The organism is Glutamicibacter sp. M10, assembly GCF_025452055.1.
In the GTDB taxonomy this organism is placed as follows: Bacteria; Actinomycetota; Actinomycetes; order Actinomycetales; family Micrococcaceae; genus Glutamicibacter.
In genome coordinates this window covers 613701-626978 of record NZ_CP104918.1, presented here as the reverse complement: position 1 = coordinate 626978, position 13278 = coordinate 613701, and the positions used below count along the sequence as shown (strand labels likewise).

Genomic DNA, 13278 nt, shown 5'->3' with positions numbered 1-13278 from the left:
ACATTTCCCTTCAAAGCTGGTACGTCCAGTGATCTTAATGGTGATCTATGGCGCTTCCAATGTCATTTTTACGCCACGTGGCGTAAAGTCGTTGATGTACTTCATCTAAAGCCAGTTGTTCCACCAAAGCAACTCGGACTGTCTAAACCTCAGGAGCCAGAGCAATTGAGCACTGCACCCACCGATCCACACAGCACGCCGCCTTCTCGGCGCGAAGCAAAACTGGAACCACACGAAACCTCTGAACAAGAGATCGCCGCCAAGCGGGCCAAGGCTGAAAAGATCGGGCGGACAGTTGCCGTTTTCATCATGCCATTGATGATCGTGGGCATGATGATTTGGGGCTACCTAGGTGCCATGCACCATCAAGAAGCCAAGAACATGCCTGTTGCAATCACCGCATCAAGCTCAACAGCCGCAGAAAAATTTGCTGAGTCACTTGAAGAGAGTGACGGCGATGCGGTGGACATCAAGATTCTCGACTCCGCATTAGAAGCTCGAACACAGGTCACTGACCGCGAGGTCACGGCAGCGGTGGTGCTTGATGATCAATCTGCAACCCTGTACACCGCCAGTGGCGCAGGTGTTTCCAGCTCCTCGGCAATCACCGCAGTGCTCACCCCGGCTTTGGCGCAACAGGGTTTCACGGTCAACAGCCAAGACCTTGTGCCACTTCCTGCCAATGACTCCATGGGCATGGGCGCGATGCTTCTGTCCACAGCAATGATCACTGCCGGTTACATGCCATGGTCTTTGGCTTTCTCCAACTCTCCTGAACTGCTCAAGCGCCGCCGTGCACTGCCACTGTTGGCCGGCTGGTCACTTCTGCTCTCAGGTTTGGGCATCTTGATTGGCGGACCAATTTTGGGCGTCATTCCAGCAGCGAGCATTATCCCGGTCTGGGGCACGCTGGCCTTGGGCGTCTTTGCCGTCGGTTCCTCGCAGGTTCTTTTGACCCGCATCTTTGGTCCTATGGCCGTCATCCCAGGCATGTTCCTGTTCATGGTGCTCGGTCAGCCGGCCTCCAATATGGGCATGTCGGTTTATATGCTGCCTAAGATCTTCCCGTTCTTGCACCAGTTCCTACCGATGCCTGCCCTGGGTGAGGCCATGCGATCGGTACTCTACTTTGATGGCCACGGGGCCGCGAAACATCTTTTGATTCTCATCGCTGGCGCGGTGGCAGCTATCTTGCTGACCACGCTGATCGACTTCCTGAGGACTCGCAAGGGTAAGAGCGCTACCCCTACCCAGATTAATGTCGCCTCCCTCCACGGGGGACCTCGCCCGCAAAACCGGGCATGGCGCTACATCGCTCTGGGCGCAGTACCTTTCACCATGATCGCCATCATGCTTTCGGCAATGCTCGGCGCCATGCAGGAACCAACTCCACGCCACATGCCAGTGGCCCTGGTTGGTTCCACAACACAACAGGCACAGCAGATGGCCGATTCCTTGAATGAATCCATGGAGGGAAAGTTCGACTTCACCATCGTGGATGATGCAGCTGAGGCCAGATCCATGGTCGAGTCTCAGGACCTCACCGGCGCATTTATTCTGCCAAGTCAGGATGATCCGCAGGCAACTATCTATACGGCGCAGGCCTCAGGCAATGCCGCCTCGCAGGTAGTAGTTCAGGTCTTCACCCAGATCGGTCAGTCCCAAAATATGACCGTAGATCATCAGGAGCTCGCGGCACTGCCAGCGGGCGACAATATGGGCACGGTGGCCATGTATCTGGGCATGGGTTGGGTGATGGCAGGCTTCATGGTCATCATGGTTGGTTCCACAGCTGCACCGCATACCCGTCCGTTACCAAAACTCATCCCGCTGCTGGCCGTGTACTCGGCCTTCATGTCTGTCGTGTTGTATTTGATTGCCGGACCGTTCACCAACTCGGTTGATGGACACTTCTGGAAGCTGTTTAGTGTCGGCATGCTCGCCATCTTTGCCGTGGCAATGCTAACTACGGTATTCAACCGTCTGATCGGAATGCTCTGCCTGCTGCCAACAATGCTGATCGTGATGTTCCTCGGTGTGCCAGCGTCCAACGGCGCACTGTCAATCTATATGGAACCGCGCATGTTCAACATCCTGCATGACATCCTTCCGATGCCAGCGGCCGTTGAATCCATTCGATCAATTCTGTACTTCGATTCAGAAGGCCTCGGTGCACATTTGATCACCCTAGCCATCTGGGCCCTGGTGTGCTTGGCCCTGACCTTGGTGATCGACCAGCTTAAGGTCGTGCAAACAACCAGCCACCCCATCCCTGAAGAGGAACTAGCCGCCCTGCAGGGTCGGGCGTTGGAAGCGAAGGCAACGCAGGCTGCGCAGAGCGCAGATCAAATTGATGCCGAAGCCCAGCACCTGATCGATGATCAGAAAGAGACGGTTACGGTGTAGCCGTACCAACGATTCAAGACACCGCGGGGCCGATGAAAATTGGTCCCGCGGTGTCCTTTGGAATTAGCTGCGCCGGCACCGAATGCTTGAGGTCCAGTATCTTCCTGCGTCTTCACCGCAATGTCGCTAGAGTTTGAGCACACTCGCCGGTTCCTCAACTGGGCATTATGGCTAGGTCTTCCTAGGATGGGAGCACGCACGCTCACCACCGTTGATGGAACCAGGCAAGGAGAAATGATGGCGCAGTCACCTCACTCAAGCGGGCAGGGTCGCACGATCGTGATCACTGGGGCGGGTTCAGGCATTGGCCGTGCCACCGCACGATTGCTCTTATCCCAGGGCTGGAATGTTGCCCTTGCCGGGCGCACCAAGGCCACCTTGGAAGAAACGGCACAGTCCCACCCCGCGGCCTTGATCCATCCCACCGACGTCACCGATCCGAGTGCGGTGGACAAGCTCTTTGCCGCGACCCATCAACGTTTTGGATCAGTAGACGTGCTGTTTAATAACGCGGGGGTGTTTGGGCCAGCGGTATCTATTGACGAGTTGACCCCAGAACAGTGGGATCAGGTATGCCAGATCAATCTCACTGGTGCCATCAATGCGGCCCGTAGCGCCTTTGCACATTTTAAAGCGCACGCCGGTGGCCGCATCATCAATAATGGGTCCATTTCCGCTCAGGTTCCACGCGTCAATTCGGTGGCCTATACGGTGACCAAACACGGGATCGCCGGGTTGACCAAGTCGCTAGAACTAGATGGACGCCCTTACCGGATCCGCGCCACACAAATCGATATTGGCAATACCGCCAGTGACTTACTTGATGATTTTGGTGCCAACGATGGTGCCCTGCAACCCAGTGGACAGCGAATTGTAGAGCCGTCCTTCCCTTTGGAAGAAGCCGCCGAGGCCATTGCCTACATTGCCGGAGTTCCTTTGGGAACTTCTATCAATCAGTTCACGATTACCGCCGGTGGCATGCCGTACATCGGACGAGGCTAGGCGAATCCCCATGCGCGTAGAGATTCCAGATCATCACCGACGTGCTCAGCACGGTTTATCGCAAGGATTTGCCGGTACTTGAGCAGTGGTGTTCGAAGGACATCCAGTGGGATATCGCGGGCAGGCCGTCCATGCAGGGTTTAGAAGCAAGCGCAGATGGCCAAAGCTGCAGCAACCAGCAATCAGTGGCTCACTTCAGCCACGTCATCAAGTTCGCTTCTGCTGGTAAGGCCGCAAAAATCACCGCGGTCCGCAGCTATTTTGTTGAACAGCCGGGAGCTGAACGGGCGGTTTAGAAGTACTCTGCCAGTAGCGCTTCAAGCTTGCCGAGGGCCGAATTCCAAGCCTTGGTGCTTGTTTCCACGACTTCATAGGGTATCGGTCCCTGGGTCAGGGAAAGCATGGTCTGGCCGGCGAACTCTTTGAATTCAATGCGTGTTTCGATGATCAGGTCCAAGGTCATTTCATGTGGACCATCTGCGCTGACCAGACATTCATATTCATCAAAGGTCGTCAGTACTGCCTTGAGCGGAACCTTTGAGTCTGGGTTGTCGACCTGCACCATTTCCAGTTCATGGCGACCGCCAACTTTGGCTTCAAAAACGACAGAATCTTCATTAACTGCCCAGCCGTGAGGACCCCACCATTGAGCGATGATTTCGGGTTCTACAAAAGCTGCCCAGACGGCAGTTTTCGGTGCAGAAAACTGTCGGGCGATAACCAGTTCAGTCAACGATTCCATGTACTCAATGGTATCGCTACTTAAAGATGCTGTAGCCCCAACCTTGACCGCACGCCACCTTCAACTCTTTTAGCAAAACAGTGGAAAAGTACCACAAACGATGGCAGACGAGAATGCCGGTTCTGCCACGTTGGTCGCAATCGAGTTCAAGGCGAAGGTGAAGGTGAAAAGTAGGTTAGACATTTGGTGTTCTCCGTACTCGTGAATGCGATGATGATCTGTCGCGGCATTCATATGCCACTAACTACTTTTCATCGCGATCGCTGTCTCGCACCTGTACAAAAGAACAGTTCTCGCAAACTATCTACTTTCAGCTGGATTTATTCCCTCCCGGTAAATCGGGCTGAATTCTTCCTTTCTCCCCAGACGCAATAAGGCCTCACTCCTCTCTACCGACCTAACCTTCTCGGACCAAGAATCGTTGAACTTTTGTACACCGCAAGACTGTACGGAAGTACAGGGTCAGTTGATTCAACGGCTAATACAGTCGTTATCAACAGCAACGATTCCAAACCAGGAAGGGCCCATCATGAACGGATTGCAGCTAACCGGCGTTAGTCGTAGCTTCGGGGACCGTACCGTCTTGCACAGCATGGATCTTTCGGTCCAGCGCGGCGAGATCGTCGGTTTCATCGGAGGCAATGGTGCCGGCAAGACAACCAGCATGAGGCTGATCTTGGGGCTACTGAGCGCCGATCAAGGACAAATTACGTGGGACGGCAAACCCATCTCCACCCAGGATCGACGCAACATCGGTTACATGCCTGAAGAACGCGGACTTTACCCACAGATGCCGGTACGCGAGCAGATCATCCACTTTGCATTATTGGAAGGTCACAAGCTTCCCGCTGCACGCACGGTGGCAGATGATCTCATCGCTTCGTTGGGACTTCAGGGTAGGGAACGCACACTCATTCAGGATCTCTCGCTGGGCAACCAGCAGCGTGTTCAGTTAGCAGTTTCACTGGTGGGCAACCCAGCACTTCTGGTACTCGACGAACCATTTTCTGGCTTAGATCCCAGCGCTGTGGCAACCATGGGTGAATTGATCCGTGAACAAGCTGCCCGCGGAGTCGGAGTACTTTTCTCTTCTCACCAACTGGATCTGGTTGAACGACTCTGTGACCGGGTCTGCATTCTCGATCAAGGCCGAGTCAAGGCCAGCGGAAGCATCGCAGAACTAAAAACCGAAGGCCAAAGCCGTTGGCAACTGAACTTCTCTCGTAATGCAGATGCCTTCGCAGCTGAAACAGCAATGCTCCAGGCCATCGACGTAACGAGGTCTTCCACTGATCGAAACAGTGTTGTGGTCTCCCTGGAAGGCGATGACCGCGACATTCCTGCGCAGCTGCTAGCCATTGCGCAGAGACACGGTGGACTGCGCAGCATCGAATCCGTTCAACGTTCTTTGGATGAATTACTCACGAAGCAATACATTTCAGCTGGTTTGGCCACACCGACCGAAGTCGAACCAGTTACAAGAGCATCGGAGGCAAGTAAATGAGCACCGTTTCGAAATCACGACAAGCATTACGCGAAACAGGACTAGTTATCCGTAGGGAAATCCTCACCAGAACGGCAAACCGCACCATTCTATTGACTACCGGGCTACTCGCCTTGGGCGTCGGTGCGGCAGCAGGTGTTGGAGGCTGGTTTCTGGTCAATTCCGCGCAAGGCCTTGAGACGTTCAGCTTGAACCCTCGAATGCTCTTCGCCACTGCCATGATCTGTGCGTTGCTAACTTCTCTGGTCTACTCCTCACAAAGCTTGACCGCCGGAGTGGTGGAAGAGAAGTCCTCGCGAGTTGTTGAAATCCTGCTCACTAAGATCGGCATCGGTCCGCTACTTGCCGGAAAACTACTCGGCATCGGACTGGTCACACTGGCTCAACTACTAGTGATCGGCGGGGCCGGAGTACTCGGGTTCACAGTGGTGGATGGGTTCTCTCTTCTTGATATGCAAGTGGGTCCATCATTGGTGTGGTTTATGGTGTGGTTCTTGCTCGGCTATGCGGTTTTCGCGCTGCTCAACACCGCGTTGGCAGCCACCGTGGCCAGGCAGGAGGACCTGGCTTCGGCAGTCATGCCACTGTCGGTGTTGCAAATGGCACTTTTGGTTATTTCGCTGTACGTCTTACCTACTCATCTAGATAACGCCTGGCTTCATGCTCTGTCCTTTGTCCCGCTATTTTCCTCTTATTTGATGCCTATTCGATTCGGCCTTGACGGCATTGAAATGTGGCAAATGATTGCAGCCGCCGGCCTCAGTGTGATGGCAATCCCTGTCCTGTTCTGGGTTGCAACCCTTCTTTATCGCAACAATGCCCTGCGTACCGGGTCTCGAGTCTCGCTGCGTACTTCCCTGAGCTCGGCCGACTAACGCTAGTTCCTAAACCTGGTCACTACGTCTTTGAAAGGACAAGAACAATGACTGAAAACAACACCGCGCAAAATAGCCCGTCCAAATCCTCGAAGCTCAAGAAGCACCTTCGAAATCTCGGCCTGCTCCTCTTGGGCATCGCCGTGGCTTACGCCATCACCACTTTCCTCGCCTAGCCGCTGTCCAAACCTCATAGCCTGAAAGCGCATCGCCATGACCGTCATTCTCAATCCTTCACTTCCGGCGACCCAAGCTGGCACCACGGCAGCGCAGCAGGCCCAACCTCTACTAGATGGTCTTGGTCGGGCACCGATCCGCACAGTCTCAGCAACACAATTTGCCGGTCGTAATGGCAGCTGGATCATGGAATTAACAGACGGAAGTCAGATATTCGTCAAGAAGTTCAATGCATCTGCGACATCACCGCAGGCATTTGCCCGATCAATGAATTTTTCGTTCTTTGCTAGAAACAATCCACAGCATGCGCCTAGCACCCCTAAATTGTTAGCGGGGGATGAATCAACTGGCCTGTTGCTGTTCGACTACTGTCCCGGAACTAGCCTGGCTCATCTGATCGTCCAGGATGCTTTGCCCGTGAGTTTCGCGGCAGATTCCGGCAGGTTATTGGCACGATTACATTCAGGCCCCACTGACGGACTGGATCCAGCGGGCAGTACGCTCCCGGTGCAGACGTTGCGCTTCGGTGTCACACATACCAGGTACTTGGATTTCACGTTGGCAGAACTCAGCCTGTACCCAACTTTGCAACAGGACGGCGAACTCCTTCAAGCGCTCGAAGCCCTACATGATGCTGAGGAGACAAACCGCAAATCACCGATTCACGGTGATCTGCGGTGGGACCAGTTTCATGTGAACGATTCACAACTGAATCTGTTGGATTGGGAAGACTTCTGCCTGGGAGACCCGGCACGAGACATAGGAACACTGGCCGGGGAATGGATCTATCGCGCGGTGCTCGACACGGTCACCTCTCGTGGCGGAGCCGATTCTCCACCCGAATACTTTGACGAAAACAGCGCGACAACCCTGATATCTCACCGGCTAGCTGCAGTCGTTCCGCAGCTACAGGAGCTGTGGCACCACTATCGGCTTAATTCCAGCACCGATGACTCGCAACTGGCATTGCGCGTCACCGCGCGGCTGGGCTGGCACTTGGTGGATCGTTCAATGGCTAGGGCAGCCATGGTTTCCAGGCTCCCCGGAATTGAACGGGCAGCGGCAGGCATCGGCCGTAGAGCCCTTTTAGACCCCGCACGATATAGCCACGCACTAGGTTTCGGAAAGGACTGAGAATGGACGCCCTACTTACGGCAACTAAAACTAATTTCACTGACATCTTGGCGGCCATCTCAGAATCCGTTCAGTTGGACCTGGTGAAAATGACGGCAAGGATCGATGGGCATCATTTTGACGCATCAAGTCCGGGGAGCTCAAAAACGAACTGAGTGCCCAGATTTATAAGCATCTGCACATCCGCAATCCCCTTATAGATACCCAGCCTACAACCGGAGAACAAGATTTAGCCGCGCAGTTCACCGCCCTGGTTCCACACCGAAGTATTTGGCAGGTAGCGGACTGTGGATTCGAAAGCTCGGCTTCAGTAAATGGAGAATCCCACGTCATCGTGAAGCTCGGCGGTGTCAAGGTTCTAGTACCACAGTCCGACGTACGTAGGGACCCTGTGAAGGAAACGTTGGCCGTACGTCTGCCCAGCTGGCGTGCCCGAACCACACCAGGATATTTGCTGGTTCTCGGTGAGCTTTCCCCTGGGCCTTCCATCGATACAGCTCGGCTCTATTTTGGTTGTGAAACCCATGCTCAAGCCTTAGAGCTCTTTCCCGAGTTACTTCTAACGCTTGCAGCTTCGGGAATTGAATACCACCTCAAGGCGCTGTCATCCTCATTGGCTTACCCTCGCAGTGACGCGATCGTTGCCTATGTACCGGCAGTGCACGCTGCAAAAATTGCGGACCTGCTTGGTCGGGCCATGAAAGACCTGTCGAGCACTCCAAATAGCTCTTCGATATTCACTCAACCGCTTGGTAAGGGAATCACCCTGGCCGAAGAGAGTATCGATCAACGTCCGTCCCACCGATCCCTGAGCTTCGGGCAACATCGCTCTCGGGTTCTAGCCGACGCACTTTTCCGTGCTGACCGCGAAAAGATCGGTCTATCTCAGGCGTGGATTCAAGAAGCGGCTGAGGCCCGGATTGACCCTAACCGGCCGTCTACTAACCTGTAAATTTCCCCGCTGACCACACGCCCATCACAACAAATGCCGTTTCTTTGGCGCATCACTAAGGAGCAACATCATGAGTAACACCAACGCACTCACCGACCTAGCCCAAGCGCACACCATCTACGCCGCACCAAGCGAACTAGGCGCCGACGCAGCCGCAGAAGCCCCCGCAACCAGCCCGCTGTGCATCGGCATCATCGTCGGCGCTACCCTCGGCGCCGGCTGCTAACCCACTGAGAACGCATTAACTAACCGTCAAACTAAGCACTACCCAATCAATCAAGGAGCACCATCATGAGCAACACCAACATCGTTGAGAACAACAGCGCACTGACCGATCTAGCCCAGGCGCACACTGCCTATGCCGCACCAAGCGAACTCGGTGCCGACGCAGCCGCAGAAGCACCAGCAACCAGCCCGCTGTGCATCGGCATCATCGTCGGCGCTACCCTCGGCGCCGGCTGCTAACCCACTGAGAACGCATTAACTAACCGTCAAACTAAGCACTACCCAATCAATCAAGGAGCACCATCATGAGCAACACCAACATCGTTGAGAACAACAGCGCACTGACCGATCTAGCCCAGGCGCACACTGCCTACGCCGCACCAAGCGAACTCGGTGCCGACGCAGCCGCAGAAGCACCAGCAACCACCCCATTCTGCGCAGGCGTCTTGATCGGCGCAACCCTGACCGTGGGTTGCTAAGCCTCACCTCAATCAGTGACTGCGGCGGGGTGCTTGGCCGGCAACGGCCGTTCGCTCCGCCGCATCATTCCACAGCTACCCCAGAGGAACACCATGACAACAGCGCACAGCACCACGCCGGCTCAGGCATTGGATCTTTCGTTGGACGGCTTCGGCTATCGTAAAGTTGCGCTGGTTCTGACAGGTTCTGCTGCGACCCAAGTCATGCCATTCTGGCTCGATTGGATTCTGGCCGCAGCACCCCACACGCAGTTCAGAATCATCATGCGAGACTCCGCGAGCCGCTTCATCACTCGACACAGTTTGGAAACGCGTTTACGCGCTCGTGTACATTCCGATCATTGGGAAGACGAGGTGATCGCGGCACATGTGGAGCTAGCTGAATGGGCAGATCTCATGCTGATCTATCCCGCAACTTTGGACTATGCATCGCGCCTCGCCAGCGGAATTACCGATTCCCCATCATTACTCGCTGCGCTCAGTACAAGTGCACCGGTATGCATCGCTCCCTCGTTGCCACCCCGCGCGCTGTCCAATCCGCTGGTAACAAATATCTTGGATGCCTTGCGCACCCCAGAGAACTTCGTGGTCATCGATCCGGTACCTGGCCCCAGCGAATCTAGTGATAGCGCGCTGGCGTGGGTACCTCCACCTTTTCCAGCAGTTATGCGTCGTCTCGAATCGTTGCGAGTTGCTGGAACTATCGGTTCGACAACGGACCGCTAATGACGACAGCCAATTTCACTCCGGCCGCAGGATTCAGGGTGCAAACAGGGTTACTGGCTACCGAAGTAACCAGTCATGACGGCGTCTATTCATGGCAACATCGCCTGGGCGCACATGCCCCGCTCAGTTTTTCCACCCTTGTGCCGTCAGGGCTAACGAACATGACTCACGATTCAGAATTGGTCATATGGGGACAAGGCGACAGCTCGGATCGCAGTTACCGAACCCATGCCGGCGCATCCCTTGCGATTCATCTTTTGGACCCAAAACCGGTCAAGTTGCGAGTTATTGGGAAACTCTGGGGCGCTGCACTCAACGAGATACACAATGTTCGTCCTGATTCCAAAGTAGCTTTCACCAAGCCTCGCACCTTGCAACGCGCTGCCGCATGGCTCGACGGCGCTTGGAAACCAGCTCGTACCGTTCTTGGTACCGCCGGACTGAACCGCATGAATGATTGGGCTATTCGAATGAGCGAGGGCCATCATCGTGTACTCGTACACGGTTGCCCTGGAATGGCTCACTGGGTCCTGACTGCCGATGCACGATCGGGAAGTCTGCTCACCGGCGAAGATACAGGCGTCGCGAACCCAGTCTATGATTTCGGCTGGATTCTGGGCGAAATTGCCGAGCTCAGGGCATTTCACCCTTTGTTAGGCCCTGTGTTGAACCAGTTAGAGGAAGGTCTTCTCGACTGCTTTCCCGGTGTGCCCAACTTGAATGATCTGAACTTGGCGCGTGCCTTCCGACTGGTTCACCATGCCTTTGATTGGCACCACTATGCCGGAGCATCGATTGAACAGGCCACATTGCTTTTGCGATTAGCAACGAATTACATATCTAACCCGGTAGGAACTGATCAGGAAATCTCATGAACTCGACCCCCTTGAAAGCACCCCAAATGCGCAGCATGACACTTGATCAGGGTGCCCGCGCAATCGCCATTCAAAACCCAGCAGCGCGAAACAGTACATTCGTTCTTGCCATTGCCTCAGGGATGCGGCACGAACTACCGGGTGAAGAAGGAATGCTTCACTTACTTGAGCATCTGATTTACCAAGATAGTGCGGCAATAACCTCAAGCGACCGTGAAGCTGAACTTAACAGCATTGGCGGTGTCTTGGGCGGACACACTCACATGGACTACACCGAGTTCTACGAAACGGTATTACCTTCTGATCTGTCTGGCATGGTTGCCCGGGTGATTGAACAGGTTTTTCATCCAGCATTTCAACCTGAGCAGATTAATGAACAAATCCAAGCTGTATGCACCGAACGGACCCAGCGTTTGGCTCCCGTACCTGGTGAAGTATTGCCGTTCCCACACCTGACTTGCCAGTATTGGGAAGATCACGCGCATGGCCACGATGGCACAGGCGACAAAACCCTACTTTCTAGAGTTTCTGTCGAGCGTCTGCAAAACCTACACGCAAAACACTACCGCCCTGAACACGCTGTTTTGGTGGCTTTCGGGCCGCAAGAACCGTCCGACATATTGGAGATCCTCGCTGAAAAAATGGGTTCAATCTCAGTTGAGAAAACCACACAAGAAACTATGGCATCGCACCTCATAGAGGCCCGTCCAAGCTCGGCGAGGAACCAAAAAGTTCATGTACCCGGCCTTCCTGCTAGACGACTGCTCGCCGCTACCAGCGCTGCGGACGCGCAGACGATCAACGAATCGTTCCTTGGTGATTTGATTGTCGCTTCACTGCTTTCAATGCAAACCGGATTGGATTCCAGCCTTGGTATCTTCGGTCCGGCCGACTTAACCGAAAACGACTTATTCATCCTCGTAGATGACACGGGCCTCGAACTAGCTCCAATGCTTAGGCTGCGAGCATTAGCCACTGTTGATGACGCAACTTTGCTATCTGCGGCAAAAAAGGCACTGTTTACCGCTGAAAAATCCGTGCATGATGATGAACGGCTGACACGGACTACCGCTCGCGACATGCTTCTTCGAGGATCACCTAGCTTTGCCCATGAACTTGTTGATCGATTGAGGCTTCTTTTGGAACAGACAGCAAGATTACGCAAACTGCTACTAGGTTCAACGCAGCGTTTAGCTACTCAGCCGTGGCATACCATCGATGTGACCCCAACCCTCCAGGAAATTGCATGAGAACCCTGACCAAGAGAATATTAACAATCTCCGATGACCGCTCCAGTTTTCCGGTGCTCTCGCTAGCTTGGCGCACTGATCCGCAACATGAACAGGAAACTCGAAGGTTGTTGACTCAGAGTTTCGGCCAAACTGACCGGCTGATCCCGGTCTGGCACCAGTTCTCTGGCGACAACGGGTCAGTAATTCTGACTGTTGCCGCTGAACAGTCACAGCTCGAACGTTGGTTGCGATCTATGGCTCACGAATCCTCGTGTCTCGATTCCAAGCTGGTCTCCGGGCCGACGATTGCTGTGGTCGGAACCTTCATTGATGCCGAAAATTTCCTTGCCACTGCTAGCGATTTGTTCCCAAGAAATGACTCAGAAACTGCGGCGTTACCGAGCCGAATGCAGCAAAACATGGTTCAGGGCTACCAGCAGACACTGATTACCGGCCAAGACCCAAGCCAGCAGGTCGGAGAGGCTGCCTGCTTCTTGGCACTGTGCCTACTATCGGGAGGAGCTTCGGCATTGCTACCGAGCTCGGTGGCGAGCATAGGGAACGGGGCTACAGTCCAAATTTCCCGAGGTCTCATACAACGCCGTGCTGCCATCACTTGGCAAGGAATTTGCCGAGGGAGCGGCGGATTGCAGATTTTCGAAAGGATCGTCCAGACCCTGCCAGTGCAGCTCAACGCCATGGATGACGCCGAGGTGCAACGCCTGAAGCACTTCGGCCTGGCCAACCTTAGTCGCGCGTGGCGCTCACCGATAGAACTAGCACAAACCGCGAATCTGTACCAGATTATGGACTGGGGACAGTCTTTGATCACTAGCCCACAGTCAGAACTTGATCGAGTAACGCGCGAAGACTTGAATCACGCAATGGATCAATTGCTACGCCCCGTATTGGAAGTTCTCGGCCGAAGCTAAGGGTATGTATTGCACGC

16 protein-coding genes are annotated in these 13278 nt (G+C 54.5%); 15 read left to right on the top strand and 1 reads right to left on the bottom strand.

The genetic code is table 11. The annotated features are described in order from the left end of the window. Window positions 1-165: 165 nt before the first annotated feature. From N6V40_RS03125 to N6V40_RS03115, 3 genes are all read left to right on the top strand, one after another. On the top strand, window positions 166-2406 hold the full coding sequence (locus N6V40_RS03125) for an ABC transporter permease (protein ID WP_262198967.1): 2241 nt from the start codon (window positions 166-168) through the stop codon (window positions 2404-2406). 237 nt (window positions 2407-2643) lie between these two features. Next, on the top strand, window positions 2644-3408 hold the full coding sequence (locus N6V40_RS03120; protein WP_396268612.1) for an SDR family oxidoreductase: 765 nt from the start codon (window positions 2644-2646) through the stop codon (window positions 3406-3408). Between the two features lie 41 nt (window positions 3409-3449). After that, window positions 3450-3704, top strand: a complete 255-nt coding sequence (locus N6V40_RS03115; protein WP_262198965.1) for a hypothetical protein — start codon at window positions 3450-3452, stop codon at window positions 3702-3704. Here N6V40_RS03115 and N6V40_RS03110 read toward each other — a convergent pair. Then, entirely contained in the window at window positions 3701-4150 is a 450-nt protein-coding gene (locus N6V40_RS03110; RefSeq protein WP_131089590.1) for an SRPBCC family protein, read from the bottom strand. The genes N6V40_RS03115 and N6V40_RS03110 overlap by 4 nt on opposite strands. A 529-nt stretch (window positions 4151-4679) precedes the next feature. Between N6V40_RS03110 and N6V40_RS03105 the strand changes: the two genes are divergently transcribed. From N6V40_RS03105 to N6V40_RS03050, 12 genes are all read left to right on the top strand, one after another. Then, window positions 4680-5654, top strand: coding sequence for an ABC transporter ATP-binding protein (locus N6V40_RS03105; RefSeq protein ID WP_131089591.1), 975 nt, complete (start codon window positions 4680-4682; stop codon window positions 5652-5654). After that, window positions 5651-6529 carry an ABC transporter permease gene (locus N6V40_RS03100; protein ID WP_131089592.1) on the top strand — a complete coding sequence of 293 codons (879 nt, stop codon included), beginning with the start codon at window positions 5651-5653 and terminating at the stop codon, window positions 6527-6529. The genes N6V40_RS03105 and N6V40_RS03100 overlap by 4 nt, the downstream gene beginning before the upstream one ends. Before the next feature lie 47 nt (window positions 6530-6576). Further along, window positions 6577-6705 (top strand): hypothetical protein, encoded by a 129-nt coding sequence (locus tag N6V40_RS03095; protein WP_262198962.1) that lies wholly within the window; start codon window positions 6577-6579, stop codon window positions 6703-6705. Between the two features lie 37 nt (window positions 6706-6742). Next, the gene (lxmK, locus tag N6V40_RS03090; RefSeq protein WP_131089593.1) at window positions 6743-7840 is read left to right on the top strand and encodes a class V lanthionine synthetase subunit LxmK; all 1098 of its coding nucleotides are present in this window, start codon (window positions 6743-6745) and stop codon (window positions 7838-7840) included. 334 nt (window positions 7841-8174) lie between these two features. Further along, on the top strand, window positions 8175-8792 hold the full coding sequence (locus tag N6V40_RS03085; RefSeq protein ID WP_262198959.1) for a T3SS effector HopA1 family protein: 618 nt from the start codon (window positions 8175-8177) through the stop codon (window positions 8790-8792). 70 nt (window positions 8793-8862) lie between these two features. After that, window positions 8863-9018 (top strand): hypothetical protein, encoded by a 156-nt coding sequence (locus N6V40_RS03080; protein ID WP_262198957.1) that lies wholly within the window; start codon window positions 8863-8865, stop codon window positions 9016-9018. 65 nt (window positions 9019-9083) lie between these two features. Further along, the gene (locus N6V40_RS03075; RefSeq protein WP_262198956.1) at window positions 9084-9257 is read left to right on the top strand and encodes a hypothetical protein; all 174 of its coding nucleotides are present in this window, start codon (window positions 9084-9086) and stop codon (window positions 9255-9257) included. Between the two features lie 65 nt (window positions 9258-9322). After that, window positions 9323-9496 carry a hypothetical protein gene (locus tag N6V40_RS03070; RefSeq protein WP_165477324.1) on the top strand — a complete coding sequence of 58 codons (174 nt, stop codon included), beginning with the start codon at window positions 9323-9325 and terminating at the stop codon, window positions 9494-9496. 93 nt (window positions 9497-9589) lie between these two features. Continuing rightward, entirely contained in the window at window positions 9590-10222 is a 633-nt protein-coding gene (locus N6V40_RS03065) for a flavoprotein (protein ID WP_262198955.1), read from the top strand. Further along, on the top strand, window positions 10222-11097 hold the full coding sequence (locus N6V40_RS03060; RefSeq protein ID WP_131089596.1) for a phosphotransferase family protein: 876 nt from the start codon (window positions 10222-10224) through the stop codon (window positions 11095-11097). Before N6V40_RS03065 ends, N6V40_RS03060 begins: the two co-directional genes overlap by 1 nt. Further along, window positions 11094-12347 carry a M16 family metallopeptidase gene (locus N6V40_RS03055; protein WP_131089597.1) on the top strand — a complete coding sequence of 418 codons (1254 nt, stop codon included), beginning with the start codon at window positions 11094-11096 and terminating at the stop codon, window positions 12345-12347. Before N6V40_RS03060 ends, N6V40_RS03055 begins: the two co-directional genes overlap by 4 nt. Then, on the top strand, window positions 12344-13261 hold the full coding sequence (locus N6V40_RS03050) for a hypothetical protein (RefSeq protein ID WP_131089598.1): 918 nt from the start codon (window positions 12344-12346) through the stop codon (window positions 13259-13261). The genes N6V40_RS03055 and N6V40_RS03050 overlap by 4 nt, the downstream gene beginning before the upstream one ends. The last annotated feature ends 17 nt before the right edge of the window (window positions 13262-13278 follow it).